General features: G+C 71.9%; 13 protein-coding genes and 1 pseudogene. 7 read left to right on the top strand and 7 right to left on the bottom strand.

Annotated elements, in window-relative coordinates:
• Nucleotides 1-73: 73 nt before the first annotated feature.
• From FRAQA3DRAFT_RS04775 to FRAQA3DRAFT_RS04745, 7 genes and pseudogenes are all read left to right on the top strand, one after another.
• Entirely contained in the window at nt 74-781 is a 708-nt protein-coding gene (locus FRAQA3DRAFT_RS04775) for a TetR/AcrR family transcriptional regulator (protein ID WP_009737932.1), read from the top strand.
• 61 nt (nt 782-842) lie between these two features.
• A complete protein-coding gene (locus FRAQA3DRAFT_RS04770) occupies nt 843-2027 on the top strand; it encodes an acyl-CoA dehydrogenase family protein (RefSeq protein ID WP_009737931.1) in 1185 nt (394 codons plus the stop codon).
• Nucleotides 2028-2078: 51 nt separating this feature from the next.
• Nucleotides 2079-3347: an acyl-CoA dehydrogenase family protein gene (locus FRAQA3DRAFT_RS04765; RefSeq protein ID WP_009737930.1), complete on the top strand. Its 1269-nt coding sequence runs from the start codon at nt 2079-2081 to the stop codon at nt 3345-3347.
• Entirely contained in the window at nt 3344-5824 is a 2481-nt protein-coding gene (locus tag FRAQA3DRAFT_RS04760; RefSeq protein ID WP_009737929.1) for a CaiB/BaiF CoA-transferase family protein, read from the top strand. The genes FRAQA3DRAFT_RS04765 and FRAQA3DRAFT_RS04760 overlap by 4 nt, the downstream gene beginning before the upstream one ends.
• Nucleotides 5825-5941: 117 nt before the next feature.
• On the top strand, nt 5942-8305 hold the full coding sequence (locus FRAQA3DRAFT_RS04755) for an acetyl-CoA acetyltransferase (protein ID WP_009737928.1): 2364 nt from the start codon (nt 5942-5944) through the stop codon (nt 8303-8305).
• A 90-nt stretch (nt 8306-8395) separates the two neighbouring features.
• A pseudogene (locus FRAQA3DRAFT_RS04750) lies at nt 8396-9056 on the top strand (SDR family NAD(P)-dependent oxidoreductase).
• 212 nt (nt 9057-9268) lie between these two features.
• Nucleotides 9269-12007: an FAD/NAD(P)-binding protein gene (locus FRAQA3DRAFT_RS04745; protein WP_051054156.1), complete on the top strand. Its 2739-nt coding sequence runs from the start codon at nt 9269-9271 to the stop codon at nt 12005-12007.
• A gap of 111 nt (nt 12008-12118) precedes the next feature.
• On the opposite strand, the gene FRAQA3DRAFT_RS04740 is transcribed toward FRAQA3DRAFT_RS04745, so the two are convergent.
• The 7 genes from FRAQA3DRAFT_RS04740 to FRAQA3DRAFT_RS31240 all read right to left on the bottom strand — a co-directional run bounded on the left by FRAQA3DRAFT_RS04740 (nt 12119) and on the right by FRAQA3DRAFT_RS31240 (nt 18522).
• Nucleotides 12119-12886 carry a MerR family transcriptional regulator gene (locus FRAQA3DRAFT_RS04740; protein WP_009737926.1) on the bottom strand — a complete coding sequence of 256 codons (768 nt, stop codon included), beginning with the start codon at nt 12884-12886 and terminating at the stop codon, nt 12119-12121.
• 30 nt (nt 12887-12916) lie between these two features.
• The gene (locus tag FRAQA3DRAFT_RS04735) at nt 12917-13723 is read right to left on the bottom strand and encodes an ABC transporter permease (protein WP_009737925.1); all 807 of its coding nucleotides are present in this window, start codon (nt 13721-13723) and stop codon (nt 12917-12919) included.
• Nucleotides 13720-14676 (bottom strand): ABC transporter ATP-binding protein, encoded by a 957-nt coding sequence (locus tag FRAQA3DRAFT_RS04730; protein WP_009737924.1) that lies wholly within the window; start codon nt 14674-14676, stop codon nt 13720-13722. The genes FRAQA3DRAFT_RS04735 and FRAQA3DRAFT_RS04730 overlap by 4 nt, the downstream gene beginning before the upstream one ends.
• Before the next feature lie 122 nt (nt 14677-14798).
• A complete protein-coding gene (locus FRAQA3DRAFT_RS04725) occupies nt 14799-15800 on the bottom strand; it encodes an alpha/beta hydrolase (protein WP_009737923.1) in 1002 nt (333 codons plus the stop codon).
• Nucleotides 15797-16666, bottom strand: a complete 870-nt coding sequence (locus FRAQA3DRAFT_RS04720) for an NmrA family NAD(P)-binding protein (protein WP_009737922.1) — start codon at nt 16664-16666, stop codon at nt 15797-15799. The genes FRAQA3DRAFT_RS04725 and FRAQA3DRAFT_RS04720 overlap by 4 nt, the downstream gene beginning before the upstream one ends.
• 182 nt (nt 16667-16848) lie before the next feature.
• Complete coding sequence (locus tag FRAQA3DRAFT_RS04715) at nt 16849-17316, bottom strand: cupin domain-containing protein (RefSeq protein WP_009737921.1); 468 nt, start codon at nt 17314-17316, stop codon at nt 16849-16851.
• Nucleotides 17317-17589: 273 nt separating this feature from the next.
• Nucleotides 17590-18522 carry a helix-turn-helix domain-containing protein gene (locus FRAQA3DRAFT_RS31240; protein ID WP_009737920.1) on the bottom strand — a complete coding sequence of 311 codons (933 nt, stop codon included), beginning with the start codon at nt 18520-18522 and terminating at the stop codon, nt 17590-17592.
• Nucleotides 18523-18881 lie beyond the last annotated feature (359 nt).

Below are 18881 nucleotides of genomic sequence, written 5' to 3'. Positions count from 1 at the left end.
GGGAGGGCGTGATCGCCGGGTGCGCCTTCAGGAGGTCGGTCGCCGCTGGTCGCGGTGGCGCTGAGGCGGTGCCGTGCCGGCGCAGGTGAACGGTCGGCTGCCGCGGGGGTCTCTCGACGCCGAGGTGATCCTCGTGGCGGCGGAGCGGCTGGCCGCCGAGTCGGGCCTGGCCGAGGTCACCATCCGCAAGGTTGCCGCGGTCCTCGGTGTGCAGCATCCCGCAGTTCACTACCACTTCCCTCGGCGGCACGATCTTGTCGGTGCGCTGCTGGGGCGAGCGGTGCGACGCTTCAACGAGGCCCTGCCGGTGATCGACTCCGACGACTGGGAGACGCATCTGCGCGGCTACTGGGAAGGTTACCGAGCGGTGCTGCGTTCCGATCCGGCGCTGTTCGAGCTGGTGGTGGGCCAGTGGGCGACCATGGGCCGGTCGCAGCAGGCGCTCGACTCCAGTTACGGGCGGATCGACGCGCAGCTCGGGGTGCTGTTGCGGGCGGGCTTCACGCCCGAGCAGGCGGGGTATGCCTATCACCTGCTCTCGACCTACACGCGTGGATGTCTGGCGAGCGAGCACCAGTTCGCGCGGTCCCTGGGATCGGACCGGGCCGACGTGCTGGAGGGGTCGACGGTGAACCTGCCCGGCGACCTCGACCGGTTCCCGAACCTGCATGAGGTCACGATGCGCGGCTGGTCCTACACGTTCGCGACCGACGCCGACTTCGACCACGGCCTCACCGTGATCATCGCGGGGCTGCGGGCCTGGCTGCCGGCGTCGGACTGACGAGCCGAGCCGAGCCGAGCCGGCACGGCCGTCCGCTGGACATCCTGACCATCGGTCAGTAATGTCCGCCCCGAAGATGCTGACCAGTGGTCAGTACCTGGGTTCGACCGGTCGGCTGGAGGCTGCCGTGGGCACGTTCGAGTTCACCGACGATCACGAGGCCCTGCGGTCGACGGTGCGGGCGTTCGTCGAGGAGACCTTCTCCGAGGCGCAGGTGCGTCGACTGATGGCGGCGCCGTCGGCGCTGGAGCGTCCAGTCTGGGAACGGATGGCCCGCGAGCTGGGGCTTCAGGGTCTGGTGGTGCCCGAGGAGTATGGCGGCGCGGGGGCCGGCCCGGTCGAGTTGGCGATCGTGCTGGAGGAGTTCGGACGCCGGCTGGTGCCGGTGCCGCTCCTGTCGACGGCGCTGGCCACGGTCGCGCTGGCCGGCGGGGACCCGGCGGTGACCGCCGGCCGCCTGGAGGCGGTCGCCGAGGGACGGGTGGTGGCCACGGTCGCCCTCGCCGAGGATGACGGCGGCTGGGACGCGGCCGGGGTGCACTGCGCCGCGGTCGGTGGCGACAGGGACGGCGACGGCTGGCGGCTGACCGGAACGAAGTCCTTCGTGCCCGACGGCCTGGACGCCGATCTGCTGGTGGTGGCGGCGCGCACCGACGCGGGTGTCGGGTTGTTCGCCGTCGACAGCGCCGCGGACGGATTGTCGCGCAGCGCACTGGAGGTCTTCGACCTCACCCGGCGTCTCGCCCGGGTGCGACTGGACGGCGTGGCCGCGACACCGCTGGCGGCCCCGGCGGACGAGGCCGCGTTCGACCGCTTCCTCGACGCCGCCCGGATCGCGGTGGCCGCGGAGCAGGCCGGCGGCGCCGACTTCGCGCTCGCGATGGCCGTCGGGTATGCCAAGGAGCGGGTGCAGTTCGGCCGGGCGATCGGCAGTTTCCAGGCGATCAAACACCTGTGCGCCGACGCCTTCGTCGACGTCGAGTCCGCCCGATCGGCCGCCTACTACGGCGCGTGGGCCCTCGCGCAGGACAGCCCGGAGGTCGCCACGGTCGCGCCGTTGGCCAAGGCGTTCTGCTCCGAGGCGTTCTTCGCCACGGCCCAGACGAACATGCAGGTGCACGGCGGAATCTCCTTCACCTACGAGCACCCGGCACATCTGTACTACCGGCGCGCCAGGTCCGGCGCGCAGCTCTGGGGCAGTCCCCGCACGCACCGTGACCTACTGGCCACCCGGATCGGGCTGTGATCGCAACGACGATCGACACCACGGGTGAACGCGAACGACGAGGAGGAACCGTTGACCGCGACAACAGGGGCGGACGCGTCGGCGCAGGCGTCGGCGGAGCAGGTGCGCGCGCAGGTGGCGGCGTGGCTGGCCGAGAACTGGCAACCCGGCGGTGGGGGCCCGCGGTGGCGGGAGCGGCTCGTCGACTCGGGGTGGGCGGCCCCGACCTGGCCGGTCGAGTGGTTCGGGCGCGGCCTGCACCGCGACCTGCGCCGGGTGGTCGCCGAGGAGTTCACCCGGGTGGGTGCGAAACCGGCCGCGCTGGACGTGACGCAGCTGTTCGCCAACACGATCCTGGCGCACGGCACCGACGAGCAGAAGAAGTCGTTCGTGCGACCGCTGGCCCTCGGTGAGCACCAGGGCTGCCTGCTCTACAGCGAGCCCGGTGCCGGCTCCGATCTCGCGGCGCTGCAGACCCGGGCCGACCGCGACGGCGACACCTGGGTGGTCAACGGCCAGAAGGTGTGGACGTCGGGAGCCCGCGAGGCCACCCACGGCTTCCTCGTCGCGCGCACCGACTGGGACGTCCCGAAGCACCGCGGACTGACGTTCTTCTGGCTGCCGCTGGACCAGCCCGGGGTCGACATCCGGCCGATCCACCAGGTCACCGGCGGGTCGGAGTTCAACGAGGTGTTCCTCACCGACGCCGTCGTGGCGGACTCCCACCGGCTCGGCGCGGTCGACGACGGCTGGCGGGTGCTGCAGACCGCGCTCGGCTTCGAACGGCTGATCATGGGAGCTGCCGCCGGCGGCAGCTCCCGTCAGCGCAGACGGGCCGACGGTGGCGAGACGACCCTGGCGGACCGGCAGTCGCCGTGGACCCGCCAGATCGGCGGCGCCGACTACGTCGAGCTGGCGAAGAAGGTCGGCAAGGCCGACGACCCCGTCACCCGCCAGGAGATCGCCCGGCTGTACACGCTGGAGAAGGTCAACGCCTGGAACAGCCTGCGGGCGCGGGCGGACGCCGGGCGCGGCGCGGCGTCACCGCTGGCGTCCATCGGCAAACTCGCCATGTCCCGCATCGTGCACACCGGCGTGAGCGTCACCACGAACCTGCTCGGCGCCGCCTCCGTGCTCGACGGCGACACCGACCCGGTCGCCGCGGAGGTCAACCGCTCGTCGTTCGCCGCGTTCGTCACGTCGATCGGCGGCGGCACCGACCAGATCCAGCGGAACATCATCGGCGAGCGGGTCCTGGGGCTGCCCAGGGAACCAGAGGTCGACAAGTTCGTTCCGTTCCGCGAGGTCCGCAAGGCCCAGGCCACCAGGCGGTTCAGTTGACCACCGCCGAGCCCGCCGCGACGGGCGAGCCGCTCGACCTGCCCCTGTCCGGCGTGCGGGTCCTCGACCTGACCACCGGGCCGCTGGCGGCGATCGGCCGTCACCTCGCCGAATGGGGCGCCGACGTTCTCCGCGTCGAGTTACCCGGCGGCGGCGCCGACCGCCGCACCGGCCGCCGGGTCGCCGGGGTCTCGCTGGGCTTCGCCGCCGCGAACCTCGGTAAACGCGCCGTAACGCTCGACCTCGCCCGGCCCGCCGACCGCACCAGGTTCACCGCCCTGCTGGCCGGAGCCGACATCCTGCTGGAGAACACCCCGCCCACCGCGCCGGAGGCGGCGGCGCTCGACGTCGAGGGCATCCGCCGGGAGCACCCGTCCCTGGTCATTCTGTCCGCCACACCGTTCGGCCGGACCGGTCCCCACGCCGGCTGGCAGGCCACCAGCCCGGTGTTCCACGCGTTGTCCGGTGAGCTGTCCCGCTCGGGCATCCCCGGCCGGGAGCCGCTGCTGCCGCCCGGCGACCTGCCCTACGACTGCGCCGCGGCGCAGGCGGTGTTCGTGGTGCTCCTCGCCTACCTCGAACGCCTGCGCACCGGGCTGGGCGACCACCTCGACTTCGCCGTCCTCGACGGCGCGGTCGCCGCGCTCGACCCCGGCTACGGCATCGCCGGCAGCGCCACCGCGGGAGTACCCGCCAGCAGGCTTCCCCGGGGACGCCCCGAGGCCCGCCACCAGTACCCGATCATCCCCTGCGCCGACGGCTTCGTCCGCCTGTGCATCCTCGCCCCGCGGCAGTGGCGCGCCATGTTCGCGTGGATGGGAAGCCCCGCGGAGTTCGCCGACCCCTCCTACGACAAGCTGACCACCCGCTTCGCCTCCACCACCCTGCTGCCCGCGATCGCACGGTTCTTCGCCGACAGGACGCGAGCGGAACTCGAACAGGCCGGGCAGAGCCACGGCGTCCCCACCGCCGCCGTTCTCGACCTCGACGAGGCACTGGAATCCGAGCAGATCCGTGCCAGGGGTGCCTTCACCCCCGTCGAACTCGCGCCGGGGACAGCGGCCCCCTTCCCGAACGGCGTGCTCGAACTGGACGGACACCGCGCCGGAATCCGAGGCCCCGCCCCGACGCTTCCCCCGCACTCAGCGGCACCGCCGAGCTGGGCCGCCCGACCGGCCCCAAGCCCACGAGACAGCTCCGCCGGTCAGGACAGCTCCGCCGATCAGGACAGCTCCGCCGAGCCGAACGGCCCCGACGCCACCGACGGCCGGCCGCTCGCCGGACTGCGTGTCCTCGACCTCGGCGTCATCGTTGTCGGGGCCGAACAGGGACGCCTGCTCGCCGACCAGGGCGCCGACGTCATCAAGGTCGAGAACGACGCCTTCCCCGACGGCAGCCGCCAGGCCCGCGACGGCAGCGCCATCACGGTGACCTTCGCCGCCGGCCACCGCAACAAGCGCAGCCTCGGCCTCGACCTGCGTTCGCCCCGGGGCAGGGACCTGTTCCTGCGGTTGATCGCCGATACCGACGTCGTGCTCACCAACTACCGTCCCGGCACCCTGGAATCCCTCGGACTCGGCTATGACGTCCTCAAGAAGGCCAACCCGGCCGTCATCGTCGTGGACAGCTCGGCGTTCGGCACCACCGGTCCGTGGAACCGCCGGCTCGGCTATGGACCGCTGGTCCGCGCCTGCGCCGGCCTGACCGCGCAGTGGCGCTACCCCGGCGAAGCGGACGGATTCTCCGACGCGCTGACCGTCTACCCGGACCACGTCGCCGCCCGCATCGGCATCGCCGGCGTCCTCGCGCTGCTGATCCGCCGCCGCCGCACCGGGATCGGCGGAACCGTCAGCGTCAGCCAGGCCGAGGTCATGCTCGGCCATGCAGCTGCGGCAGTCGCCGACAAAGCCCTCGTCCGCACCGGCGCCGAGGTCGAAGGACCCACCGGACCCGACGCGCCCTGGGGTGTTTTTCCCACCGCCGGTGACGATGACTGGTGCGTCGTCACCGTCCGCGGCGACGACGACTGGCAGGCCCTGTGCCGAGTCCTCGACCGCGATGATCTCGCCACCGAACCCGCTCTCACCAGCGCGGACGGACGCGCCACGGCCCGAGATCGGATCGACGCCACCCTCGTCGACTGGCTCGCCCGGCACGACGCCGTCGAGGCCATGAACCTGCTTCAGGCGGCCGGAATACCCGCCGGAGCGATGCTGCGGGTCTCCGAGCTACCCTCGTTCCCCTACTACGCCGAGCGCCGCCTGTTCCGGCTGTCCGGACACCCACACATCAGACAGACCTTCTACCTGGAGAACGCACCCGTCCGTTCCGGACGACTACCCGACCCACCCGACAATCCCGCGCCTCTACTCGGCGAACACACCGAACAGATCCTGCGGGAAACACTCGGCCTCACCGAGGCCGAAACAGCCGCGCTGATGTCCGACAACGGTCGAACAGCCGGCGCAACCCGCTGATTCCCGCGTCGATGCGGGGGATCCACGGCTGCCCGGCCCGTTCCGGCCCGCCGGGCACACCGCCCGAAGCCGTCGCACCCCTGCACGGTCACCCCTCCAGCGAGGTCAGGCAGACATATGAGCACACCGGACGGTCTCGATCCCGGCACTCCGGTTCTGGTGGGAGCGGGTCAGTACGCGGAGCGGGTGAGTAGCCCGGACTACCAGAGGTTGTCCGCGGTGGAGCTGGCCGCGGCGGCGGCCCGGCGGGCGGTCGCCGACGCCGGCATCGAGCCGGCCGAGATCGACACGGTCGCCGGGGTCCGCCAGTTCGAGACCTCCGGCCCGCGGGCGAAGGCCCCGCTGGGCCGGTCGGACAACTACCCGCGCTCCGTCGCCGCCCGCCTCGGCGCCGATCCGGCCCGCGCCGTGCTGGAGGTCGTCGGCGGCCAGTCGCCGCAGCACCTCGTCAACGAGTTCGCCGCCGCGATCGCGACCGGCGCCGGCCCCGAGGTCGTGCTGCTGGTCGGCTCGGAGGCGATCTCCACCGCCCGGGCGCTCGCGGACGCCCCCGACCGGCCCGACTTCACCGAACACGTCGGCGGCCAGCTCGACGACCGCGGCTACGGGCTGGCCGGGCTGTCGTCGCGCTACCACGCCGCCCACGGCCTGCTCGGCGCGCCGAGCCAGTACGCGCTGTTCGAGAACGCCCGCCGCGCCCGGCTGAAGCTGTCCCGCGCCGACTACGCCCAGGCGATGGGCGCGCTGTTCGCCCCGTTCACGAAGGTCGCCGCCGCCAACCCGTATGCCGCCGCCCCCGTCGAACGCGATGCCGCGGAACTCGCCACCATCACCGAACGCAACCGGATGATCGCCGACCCCTACCCGCGGTTCGTCGTCGCCCGCGACCAGGTCAACCAGGGCGCCGCCGTCCTGCTCACCTCGGTCGCCACCGCCCGCCGCCTCGGCATCCCGCCGGAGAAGTGGATCTTCCTGGCCGGTCACGCCGACCTGCGCGAACGCGACCTGCTGGCGCGCCAGGACCTCTCGGCCAGCCCCGCCGCGGTGATGGCCATCCGCCACGCCCTCGCCGTCGCCGGCCTCACCCTCGACCAGATCAGCACCTTCGACCTGTACAGCTGCTTCCCGATCGCCGTGTTCAACATCCTCGACGGCCTCGGCCTCGCCCCCGACGACCCCCGCGGCCTCACCCTCACCGGCGGCCTGCCGTTCTTCGGCGGCGCCGGCAACAACTACTCCATGCACGCCATCGCCGAGACCGTCACCCGGCTGCGCGCCACCGGCGGCCACGGCCTCGTCGGCGCCAACGGCGGCTCCCTGTCGAAGTACTCGGTCGGCGTCTACACGACCACCCCGACGCCGTGGCGGCCCGACGCCGGCGCCACCCTGCAGGCGGAGATCGACTCCTGGGAGCCCGTCGAGGTCGCCACCCACGCCGACGGCCCGGCGACGATCGAGACCTTCACCATCACCCACGGCCGCGACGGACGCCGCACCGGCATCATCGTCGGCCGCCTCGACCGCGACCACCGACGCTTCCTCGCCACCACCGTGCGCGGCGACACCGACCTGCTCGACCTGCTGGCCGGCGAGTCCCCGTTCGGCGAACGGATCTTCGTGCGCGCCACCGCGGACGGCAACCGGGCCGCCGTCAGCCGCGCCGCCCTGACCGCGCTGCTGCCCACCCGCAGCCCCGGTTTCCGCGACGGCTACGAGCACATCGGCGTCCGCCGCGACGGCCACCTGCTCGAGGTCACCATCAACCGGCCGCAGGCCCGCAACGCCCTGCACCCCCCGGCCAACACCGAACTCGCCGAGGTCTTCGACGCCTACTTCGCCGACCCCGACCTGTGGGTCGCGATCATCACCGGCGCCGGGGACAAAGCCTTCAGCGCCGGCAACGACCTGACCTGGACCGCCAGCGGCAGACGCGGCTCCGTCCCCCTGACCGGCTTCGCCGGACTCACCGGCCGCCGGCACATGACCAAACCCGTCATCGCCGCCGTCAACGGCTACGCCCTCGGCGGCGGCTGCGAGATCGCGCTCGCCTGCCACCTCGTCGTCGCCGACACCACCGCCCAGTTCGCCCTCAGCGAGGTCCGCGTCGGCCTCGTCGCCGGCGCCGGCGGCCTGGTCCGCCTTCCCCGCGCGCTGCCACCGAAGCTCGCCACCGAGATGATCCTCACCGGCCGCCGCCTCGACGCCACCGAGGCCCACGCCCACGGCCTGGTCAACCGGGTCGTCCCCGCCGGCACCGCCCTCGACGGCGCCCGCGCGCTCGCCACCGACATCCTCGCCGGCTCACCCACCTCGGTACGCGTCGCACTGCAGATCATGAACGAGACCGCCGGGATCGCCGACCCCCACGACGCCGTCGCCCACGACTCCCCCGCCCTCGACGACCTCCTGCTCAGCGAGGACATGCTCGAAGGCCTCGCCGCCTTCACCGACAAACGCGCCCCCCACTGGCGCAACCGCTGACCCCGACGGCCGACGGCGCGGCGAGCGGAATCACCACCGTGCCCGCCACGCACCCGATCCGGGCTCAGCCCTGTCATGAAGGAGGAAATCATGTCGGTGTTGGACCGGTTCCGGCTGGACGGTCGGGGCGCCGTCGTCACCGGAGCGTCAGCCGGCCTCGGGGTCGACTTCGCCCGCAGCCTCGCCGAAGCCGGCGCGGACCTGGTCCTGGGCGCCCGGCGGGTGGACCGGCTCGCCACGACCGCCAGGCTGGTCGAGAAGGAAGCCCGCCGCGCCCCGGCGTCGCCACCGACGTCGCCGACCCCGCCTCCTGCGACGCCCTCGTCGCCGCGGCGATGGAACAGTTCGGCCGCGTCGACATCCTGGTCAACAACGCCGGAATCGGCGACACCGTATCGGCGCTGAAGAAAACCCCCGAACAGTTCCGCTCCGTGATCGACGTCAACCTGAACGGCTGCTACTGGATGACACAGGCCGCCGCCCGGACCATGAAACCGGGCAGCAGCATCGTCAACATCGCCAGCGTCCTGGGCCTGACCACAGACGGGCTCCCCCACGCCGCCCGCACCGCAGCGAGATGACGAACGGTCTGACCGACGCCCTCCTCGGCCGACAGCTGGCGCGAGTCCTCACCGGACGTCCCGGCGACGGCGAGGAACTGGCCGCGGCGCTGCTCTTCCTCGCCTCCGACGCCGGAAGCTTCGTCACCGGCCAGAAACTCGTCGTCGACGGTGGTTACACCATCACCTGAAAGAGCTGTGCGTCGGACGAAGTCACCGCCCGGCCGTGTCACACGCCTTCCCGCCACCCCTGCGAACTCGGCCGACGGCGACGCCGAACCATCCAGTGAACGAGAGCCTCCTCGGCAGGCACTGGTCGCAGACGGACCTCACGGCCACCCCAACGTTCTGTCGATCTGGGCCACGGCCTGTCCCACCTGCGCCTAACCTGATGTCGATCGGAATGGACGGGGAAGGAGATCTCTATGCCCAGGTGTCCGCACGCATACTGTCGACGGTCCCGATGAGTGCGCCGGTGGTCGTCGCGGTGGTGGGTGGTGGGGCAAGCGGTTGCCTCGCCACCGCCCAACTGGCAAGGTCCGTGGCGGTTACCGGCCGAAGGTTCACGATATTGCTCGTCGAACCGGACGGCGTCGGTGAGGGTCTGGCGTATCTGACCCGGGATCCGCGGCACCGGCTCAATGTCCCGGCCGCGAAGATGAGCGCATTCGACGATGACCCGCAGCACTTCCTGCGCTGGCTTCGTCGGCATGTCGCGGTCGACTTTCCAGCCGGGGGTTTCGCGCCCCGCCAGTTCTATGCCGACTACCTCCGCCACACGCTGGAGGAGACGCTGCGCGCCGCGAGCGGGGTGCTCTGCGAGCGGGTGTTCGCCCGCGCGACGGACGTCCGCCGGCACGGCCGCCGGCTGCGCCTCACGCTCGACGACGGCACCAGCCATCCGGTCGACGGCGTCGTCCTCGCGCTCGGGCACGGCGCCGCGACGACGTCGTGGGCCCCGCCGGCGCTGGCCCGCTCGCCGCGGTTCGTCGCTGATCCCTGGCGGGCGGATTCCCAGCCCCGCGTTCCGGCCGGTAGCGACGTGCTGCTCGTCGGCTCGGGCCTGACCATGGCCGACATGGCCCAGCGCTGGAGCCGGGCCGGCGTGCGCCTGCACGTGGCCTCGCGCCACGGGCTGCTTCCACTGCCCCACGTTCTGGACCCGGCGCCGCCGCTCGCCGCCCCGGAGCTGCCCGACGGGCCGCTCAGCCTCGCCCAGGCCCGCCGGCTCGTCTTCGATCACATCCGCGCGGCCGGTGGCGACTGGCGCCGCGCCGTGGACGCGATGCGCCCCGTGACGGCCGAGCTGTGGGCACGCCTGGACCCGGCTGCCCGGTCGAGCTTCGTCGCCACGACGATGCGGCGCTGGGACCAGGTGCGCCACCGCGTCGACCCCGCCATCCACGCCTGGCTGGAGCAACGCCGCACCGAGGGATCGCTGGTCGTGCACGCCGCGCAGGTCGTCGACGCCTGTGACACCGCGGCCGGTGTCGAGGTCTCGCTCAGTGACGGCTCTCGGGTACTCGCCGCGGCCGTGGTCAACTGCACCGGTGCGGGCGCTGGCGTGCGGACCAGCCATGATCCCCTGGTCATGAACCTGCTCGCCGCCGGCCTGGCGACCCCGGACGCCCTGGATCTGGGCTTCGCCACCGAGGCGTCCGGGCGGCTGGTCGCGGCCGACGGGCCCCGGCCGGCGATCTGGGCCATCGGCCCGTTGCGGCGCGGCGAACTGTGGGAGAGCACGGCGATCCCCGAGATCCGCGGCCAGGCGGCCGCGCTCGCCCGCGCCGTCGTGGCCGCCCTGCCCGGGCCACGGGTCGTCCGGCGGGTGCGCGACCCCTACGGCCTGCCCCTCACCGCCAGCCCGCAGGCGGCCGGTCGCTATGTCGCCGGACTCGGACGGATCCTGCGGGTGCGGTCCGGAGCCGAGACGCTGGTGGCCGAGGCGGTCGCGGCCGACCCCCGGTTCGCCCTCGGGCAGGCGGTGCTGGCGCTGCTCGGTGCCGAGTGGGGCGCCGACGTCGACGTGGAAACGGCTCTGCGGGACGCGCAACGCCACGCCGGCCGGGCCGACGAGCGTGAGCGGCGCTTCATCGAGGTCGTCGCCGCCCGCATCCGCGAGCCGGGGGGAGCCGGCTCGGCCGCGGCGCTGCTCAGCTACATCCAGGCCTACCCGGAAGACGCCCTGGCCGTCAGCATCGCCGTGCCGACGATCGCGTTCAGCGGCGCGACGGAGATCCCGGCCGAGGCCTGGGCCCTGGTCGAGGGACTGGCCGCCGTCTACCGCGACGACTGGTGGTACCGGGGGCTGCTCGCCTTCACCCGCCAGGAGCAGGAGCGTTGGGACGAGGCGGCCGAACTCGCCGCACTGGCGCTGGCCGTCGAACCGACCGCCGGCCACGCCGTCCACGCGAAGACCCACGTCCACTACGAGACCGGCGACCATGAGGCGGGGCTGGCCTGGCTGGACGCCTGGATCTCGACCTGCGGGTCGGACTCGTCGCAGCGGGCGCACTTCTCCTGGCACGCGGCCCTGCACGAACTCGCGCTCGGTGACGACGACGCGATCCGGGCGCGTTTCTCGGCCCAGCTCTCGCCGCCGGCCGTCTCCGGCGTCCGGGCGCTGATCGACTCGGCGTCGCTGCTGTGGCGCGGCCTCGCGGCCGGCGCCTGGACGTCGGTGGAACTCGGACCGGTGTTGGAGACCGTTCCCGGCGCGTTGCTCGTCGATCCGCCGACACCCTTCGTCGGGCTCCACTCGGCGGTCGCCCTCGCCGCCGCGGGGGACTGCCGCCGACTCGCGCAACTGCGCCGGTCCGCGGCCGCCCGCAGCAGCGCGGTGTTCACCGACACCGTCGCGCCGCTGGCCGACGCCCTGATGCACCTCCTGCACGGTGATCCCGACCGGGCGACCGACGCGCTGATCGCGTTGCCCGGCGTCGAGCGGCTCGGGGGCAGCGCCGCCCAGCGCGAGATCGTCGAGGACACCACGATCTACTGCGCCATCCAGGCCAACCGGCCCGACATCGCCCAGTCGCTTCTGCAGACCCGCCTCGACCGCCGCTGCTCCCCCCGCGACGTCCACCGCCGCGCGCAACTCCTCACCGGCCACCAGACCGGACGCCCGTCCCCGACCGACTGAACCTGAGCAAACCGAACGACCGGTGCTTCACCTCGGGCCGGCGGCAGCCACGCCGCCGGCCCGGGAGTCCGAACACTCGTACCGCGACCACCGCTCCTGTCGCCGGCGGCACTATCTCGGGGAGATCCGCTCGAGCTTGGTCCAGCCGCGCCAGCCGCGTTCCTCCAGCCGCGCCAGGAGCCGACGGGCGACCGGCACCGAGCCGAGGAAGAGCGCATCGAGGAGCTTCGCGAGCTCGTCGGTCATCTCCTGGTCGTGGTGCTCCCATCCCTCGGCGGCGGCGGCCTCGAAGGAGGCGACGAGCCGGTCGCCCACGGCCGCCACCCGCGGGTCGTCCGCCTCCCATTCGATCATCGCGGCGAGTTCGCGGTGGAGGTCGACCGTCGCCGGGTCGTCGAGCTGCTGCTGCTTCATCTTCATGTAGAACGGCATGTGTTCCGGGTGCTGGGCGGCCACCAGGATCCAGGCGTCGCGCTCCCCCTCGATCATCGGGTCCGGCAAGCCGAGCTCGCGTAACCGGTCGAGGTACGCCACCGCCTCCGGCGGCAGGGCCAGGCTGTCCCCCGCTGCCAGCTGCGCGATCCGCTCGCGGTGCCGCTGCCGCTGCCTGATCTCCGCGCGCAGGCGCCGGTCGATGTCGGCGACGGCGGCGCGGAAGTCCTCCTCGCCCGCGGCCAACAGCTCGCGGACGCGCGCGAGCGGCACGCCGGCGTCGGCGAGCGTCCGGATCCTGACGAGCTCGACGACGGCGTGGGCGTCGTAGCGCCGGTAGCCGGAGTGGTCGCGCTCCGGCTCCGGCAGAAGACCCTTGGCGTGGTAATGCCGCACCGCGCGCACGGTGACGCCGGCGTACGACGCCAGCTGGCTGATCGTGAGCACCGCGCCAGTCTCCTATCTTCCAGGACTCTGCTAGGTCGCGGGCACGCGGAGGAACAGCCGGCGCGACCAGAGGTAGCCGAGCAGCGCGATCAGGGCGCACCAGCCGATCGCGAGCCACAGGTCGGAGCCTGTCGGGGCGCCGGTGACGAGCGCGCGCAGGGAATCGATCATCGGGGTGACCGGCTGGTGCTGCGCGAACTGGCGCAGCCCGGCCGGCATCGCGTCGGTCGGCACGAAGCCGCTGCTGAGAATCGGCAGGATCACCAGGAACAACGGGGTGTTACTGGCCGTCTCGACGCTGTCCGCCGCCAGGCCCAGGCCGACGGTCAGCCAGGTCAGCGAGAACGCGATGAGGACCAGCAGCCCGATCGCACCGAGCCAGCGCAGCGGTCCGGCGTCGGAGCGGAACCCGAGCAGGAACGCGAACCCCGTCACGATCGTCACGGCGAACCCGGTCCTGATGACCGCGCCCAGCACGTGGCCGGTGAGCACCGACACCCGGGCGATGTCCATGGTGCGGAACCGGGCGATGATCCCGGTGGTCATGTCGGTCGCGGTCGAGATCGCGGTGCCCAGCGCGACGCTGGCGACGGTCATGAACAGGATGCCGGGCGTGAGGAAGACGAGATAGTCCCCGCGGTCCGAGCCGCCCGCCTCGCCCGGCAGGCCCGGCAGGCCGGCGCCCAGGGTCCCGCCGAACACGTACACGAACAGCACCAGGAACAGGATCGGCTGGGCGACCAGCATGATCGACAACGAGGGATAGCGGCGGATGTGCAGCAGGTTGCGCCGCAGCATCGTCGCCGAGTCACGGACGGTGTAGGCGGCGGTGCTCATGCGGGGATCCCCTCGGCTGCGGGCGCCTCGGCCGTGCGGCCGGTGAGCGCGAGGAACACGTCGTCGAGGTCGGCGGAGGAGACCGTCAGGGCGGCGACGCCGTCGTCGTCGAGGCCGTCGAGCACGCGGCGCAGCCCGGCGATGCTGCCGTCGCTCGGCACCTGCAGGGTGAGTGCCTCGGCATCGACGGTGGCCTCCGGGTGCGCCGCCGCTGTCGCGGCGAGCCCCGCGGCGTCGATGAACTGCACCGACACGTGCCCGCCGGGCACCCGCCGCTTCAGCTGCGCAGCCGTGCCCTCGGCGACCAGGCGGCCGCCGTCGAGGACTCCGACCCGGTCCGCCAGCTGGTCGGCCTCCTCGAGGTACTGCGTCGTCAGCAGCACCGTCACGCCGTCCGAGACCAGCTCGCGCACGATCGCCCACAGGTCGCGACGGCTGCGCGGGTCGAGACCGGCCGTCGGCTCGTCGAGGAAGATCAGCCGGGGCCGGGCGATGAGCGTCATCGCCAGATCCAGCCGTCGCTTCTCCCCGCCCGAGTAGGTCTGCGCCCGCCGGTCGGCCGCGCGGGCGAGGTCGAAACGCGCCAGCATCAGGGTCACGGCGGCGGTCGCCCTCGCCCGGTCCAGGTGCGCCAGGTCGGCCATCAGCCGCAGGTTCTCAGCCCCGGTGAGCAGCTCGTCGATCGCCGAGAACTGCCCGGTGACACCGATCGCGGCGCGCACCTCGGCGGGCTCGCGTCGCACGTCGAAACCGGCGACGCGAATCTCGCCGTCACCGGGGGCCAGCAGGGTGGAGAGGATGTTGACGATGGTCGTCTTGCCGGCGCCGTTGGGTCCGAGCAGCGCATAGACGGTGCCCTCCGGGACGGTCAGGTCCACACCGTCCAGCACGGTGTGGTCGCCGTAGGATCTGGTGAGTCCGGATACCTCGATCGCGGGGCTGGTAGTGGTCATACCGCCATGCTGGAACCCCGACGCAGGGTCAAGGTCAAGCCGGCACGGGCCGGGTTTCGTCGATCTTCGTGAATCTTCCGGTCGTTGGACGGCCGAGGACCGTCCAACGCCGGGTGGGGCGGTTACAAAGAGCGAATGACCCTTACCCGGTCGGCGATGGCCCGGTGGGCGGCGTCGCTCTGGTAGGCGATGGCGTCGTACTCGTGCGGGGCGCCTGGGGTGAGGTGCAGTTCGACGGGCACACCGCCGCGGCCGAGCAGCAGCGCATAGGTCAGATCCTCGTCGCGGAAGATGTCGAGCTGGCCGACCTCGAGGTAGGCCGGTGGCAGCCCGGTCGCGTCCTCGAGCCGCGCGGGAGCCGCGAGTGCCGGCACATCGGCGCCACCGGCGCGCGCACCGAGGAACGCCTGCCAGCCGGTGATGTTGTCCTCGTAGGTCCACGCGGCGTAGGGCGCGATGTGTGCGTCCGGGTCCGTGGTGCGGTCGTCGAGCATCGGGAAGATCAGTAGCTGTCGCGCGATGGCCGGGCCGCCGCGGTCGCGGGCGAGGATCGACACCGCGGCCGCCAGGCCGCCGCCCGCGCTGTCGCCCATGACGGCGATACGGGCCGGATCGACATCGAGCTCGGCGGCGTGCTCGTGCAGCCACTGCAGCCCGGCATAGGCGTCCTCGACCGGAGTGGGGAACGGATGCTCGGGGGCGAGGCGGTAGTCCACGGCGAGGAAGGGCACGCCGCTGCGGGACACCAGGCGGCTGACGGCGCCATCGTTGATCGACACGCTCCCGAGGATCATGCCGCCGCCGTGCAGGTAAAGCACCGCGGGGCCGGGCGTGACGTAGTCGGTGACGTAGTCGGTGTCGGTGTCGGTGTCGGAGTCGGAGTCGGAGTCGCTGATTCTGTACCAGCGCAGGAGCAGCCTGGCTCCGTCCGCAGTGGCCAGCTCGTAGTCGGTGATACGAACGTCGTCGGCAAGGGGCTGAAGCCGGTCGACGTTGGCGAGCATCGCGTTCATGACGACGCGGCGGCTGTCAACATCGCCCACCGGCGGCGGCGCCACGTCGGCCAGCCCGGCCACGAACGGGCCGAGCGCCTCGGCGATCTGCGGATCGAGTTCCAGCGTCATCGGTCCGATTCCCGTCCCGAGGCCTGAAGGTCCCCGGTTGCGCCGAGTTCTGCTACGTAGGCGGCCAGTGTGCGCGGCTCGCGCTGCAGGATCGTGCGGAGCACGAGTGGGTTGCCGCCATGGAAGCCGTGCCGGTCGTACTCGGCGAACATCGCGCCCAGCCCGGCGGGCTGCCCGGGCGGCAACGTGAACCCGGCGGGCAGGTCCTCGGCGGTCACCTCGCGACCGGAAGCCTCGGTTATCAGCTCGGCGAGCCGCACGCGGTCCACCGTTCCGGGTGCGGCGAGCTCGAACGTGCCGAAGGAGAGCCGATCGTCGACGAACGCGAGCGCGGCAGCCTCGGCGACGTCGCGGTAGTCGACGTAGGTCATCTTCGAGTGCTTCGACCAGGGCATGGCGAACGCGCCGGTGCGCAGGGCCTGCTCGTAGGCGCCGTCGAGGCCCTGCATGTACATCGCGGGCTGCAGAATCGTGAAGTCCAGCGTCGAGGCGTAGAGAGCCGCCTCGATCGGCCGGGTGCTGGCGTGGTTCTCCAACGGCAGGGAGGGATGGTAGACGCCGTTGTAGACGATCTTACGGACGCCGGCGGCCTGGGCCGCCTCCACGAAGTTGAGTCCCATCTTCGTCGCGTCCGGCGCGAAGGCCGGAGTGATCAGAAAGGCGCCGTCGACGCCGTCGAACGCGGCGCGCAGACTGGCCGGGTCACCGAGGTCCGCGGTGACGGTCTCGCCCGCGCCGTTCCCCAGCGGGATGTCGCGCTTGCCCGGGTCGTGCACCACGGCGCGCACGTCGATGCCGTGGCTCACGAGAGCGGGCACGACCAGCCCGGCGAAGGTGCCGGTCGCCCCGGTCGCGAGGACCTTCATCGCTGTTCTCCTTCGGTGGAGGGATCGATCGGGGTCAGAGCGACCACCGGGATCGTGCGGGTGGTCCTCTGCGAACGAAGCGCCGACCTGGCCGTGGTTGGCGCGGAATTCGGCGATGGTGCGCTTGTTGAACTCGGCGGTCTCGGAGATGACTTCCTCGCGATTTGTGTGGGCGGTCCGCGTCAGCGCGGCGGTCCGACGACGATGTTGCCGAACTTCTCGGCAGCTTCGGCCATCCGTTCGGGGGAGATCTGGAAGCCGTCGGGGCGCGGGGTGGACTTGTCACGGCCGGAGTAGCGGAACATGCCCTCAATGCCGGCCGGTGTGTTGATCATCAACAGGTCGGCCTTCTTGGACGTGATCCGGTAGGCGTGCGGCTTGCCCTTGGGGAGGAAGACCACGCCGCCATCGGACAGCTCGTACTCGCGGTCGTCGTACCAGACCAGCGCGGTACCGCTGATCAGCATGAACACCTCGTCCTCGCGGGTGTGCGTGTGATAGGGCGGCGCTTCGCCTTCGCTGACGTCGAATCTGCCCATCATCAGTTGGCCGTCGGTCGCCGCGCCGTCGAGCACCATCGTGAGAGTTCCGCCGTCGAGCCATTCGAGCTGCTGTTGCTGCTGGGCGTGGGCGAGATAGAGCATGCTCACGTCGTTCTCCTTGGCATCGTCGGTGTGACGTCCATGGCGTCTTCCAACCCGGAACCGGCCCGGTGCACTACACGGGACGGAGCCCTCGGCCGGGTGCGATTTCCGGCCTCCACGCGCCGAGCCTCGTGGTGACCACACCTCGAGCCTAGGCGTACACGCATCCGGCACGCATGCGCTTGCTTGCTGAAAACGTGTTCCTTATTGCGGTGCTCGCCTCGGGCTCGGTCACGGAAGTAACGGCCAGTCGCAGTCGATCACGGCCGGTCGAGGCCCCTACGTTGCGCGGCTGCGGCGGAACGCCCGAGGTGCCATACCGGTCTCACGGCGGAACGCGGTCGAGAACTGGCTGGCGCTACTGAACCCGCACTGCCGTGCGATGTCGGTGACGGACAGCTCGCTGTCCTCGAGACGACGCCGCGCCACGTCGATCCTCATGCGGGTGAGAAACCGGCGTGGCGGCAATCCCGTCGAGGCGTGAAAGACGCGCAGGAAGTGGTACGGGCTCAGCCCGGCGCTGCCGGCCAGGTCGGCGAGCGACAGGGGCAGGTGCAGGTTGTCCCGCATGAACTCGATCGCCGTCCGGACGCGGACGTCCTCCCTCCCGACGCTGACAGGGTCCGGCGATCCAGTCCCGTAGTGGCTGAGCACGTGAGCGAGCAGGAAGGCCGCCGAGGTCTGCGCGTACAGCTCGTCGACTCCGGCGGCCATGGCCTGAGCGAGCTGGGTCAGGACGCTGCGCACGACCTGGTCCTCGGTCAACACCGGCCCCGTCAAGGCGACCGGCGAGGACCGTCGATGGCTCAGCAGGGCGGCGGTACGCGCGAGATCGTCCTCCGGGATAACCATGGCAACGAGCTCGCGGATGCCGCTCCCCGCATGCGTCCACTCATAACTCAGTGGTTCTCCAGCCGGGATGATCCATGCCATCCCCGGCGCGAGCAGGGCGGAGCGCCGCACCATTCCGTCACGTCGTTGCACGGCCACGCTGCCGCGGGTCACGAGCATGATCCGGGGATGGGGCAGGGCGCCCATGTCCGCACGTCCCGAGGAATCACAGCGCTGAGCGACCCGGACGAGCACCGACTCCCAACCGGCATCCCGCACGCTGCAACGTCGGGTCTCACACCGCACGTCCTGGTCGAAGCGCTGCACCAGGTCGGCCGCGGCGAAACGCATCGGCCCCGAAGCCAACAGATCTGCCGTCACGCCGAGCTCCTGTGATCTCGTCCCTGAGCACCACGGCGAAGGCCATGTCGCCGTGTTCACCCCAGTCTGTACAGCGGCGGCCGTCAGACGCTGCCGCACCTACGCCCACCACGAGATCCCCGGCGGGCGTCGATAAGGCGCCGCCGGGGTACGAGCCCAACCCGGGAGGCCGGCGGACAGTGATCGGCGTCCTGCGGACGCGGTCGAGCTCGATTGGTGACGCCCGCAAGCCGAGGCCGTCGCCCGATTCCAGGAGTTCCCGCGCATAGTTCCAGCCGCACTAGTGAGCCAGGCCATGGGCGAGGCACCCGTCTCCTCCCGAATCCTGCGCTCGGTGTTCGAGACCGGCAATACCTGGA

The organism is Frankia sp. QA3 (genome assembly GCF_000262465.1).
GTDB lineage: Bacteria > Actinomycetota > Actinomycetes > Frankiales > Frankiaceae > Frankia.
This window is presented reverse-complemented; position numbering and strand designations above follow the sequence as displayed.

Bases quoted from the DNA above. Each gene is read 5' to 3' on its own strand.
- FRAQA3DRAFT_RS04725 (WP_009737923.1), bottom strand. From the start codon at position 15,800: ATGACGCTGGAACTCGATCCGCAGATCGCCGAGGCGCTCGGCCCGTTC.
- FRAQA3DRAFT_RS04755 (WP_009737928.1), top strand. From the start codon at position 5,942: ATGAGCACACCGGACGGTCTCGATCCCGGCACTCCGGTTCTGGTGGGA.
- FRAQA3DRAFT_RS04770 (WP_009737931.1), top strand. From the start codon at position 843: ATGTCCGCCCCGAAGATGCTGACCAGTGGTCAGTACCTGGGTTCGACC.
- FRAQA3DRAFT_RS04745 (WP_051054156.1), top strand. From the start codon at position 9,269: ATGGACGGGGAAGGAGATCTCTATGCCCAGGTGTCCGCACGCATACTG.
- FRAQA3DRAFT_RS04720 (WP_009737922.1), bottom strand. From the start codon at position 16,666: ATGAAGGTCCTCGCGACCGGGGCGACCGGCACCTTCGCCGGGCTGGTC.
- FRAQA3DRAFT_RS04735 (WP_009737925.1), bottom strand. From the start codon at position 13,723: ATGAGCACCGCCGCCTACACCGTCCGTGACTCGGCGACGATGCTGCGG.
- FRAQA3DRAFT_RS04730 (WP_009737924.1), bottom strand. From the start codon at position 14,676: ATGACCACTACCAGCCCCGCGATCGAGGTATCCGGACTCACCAGATCC.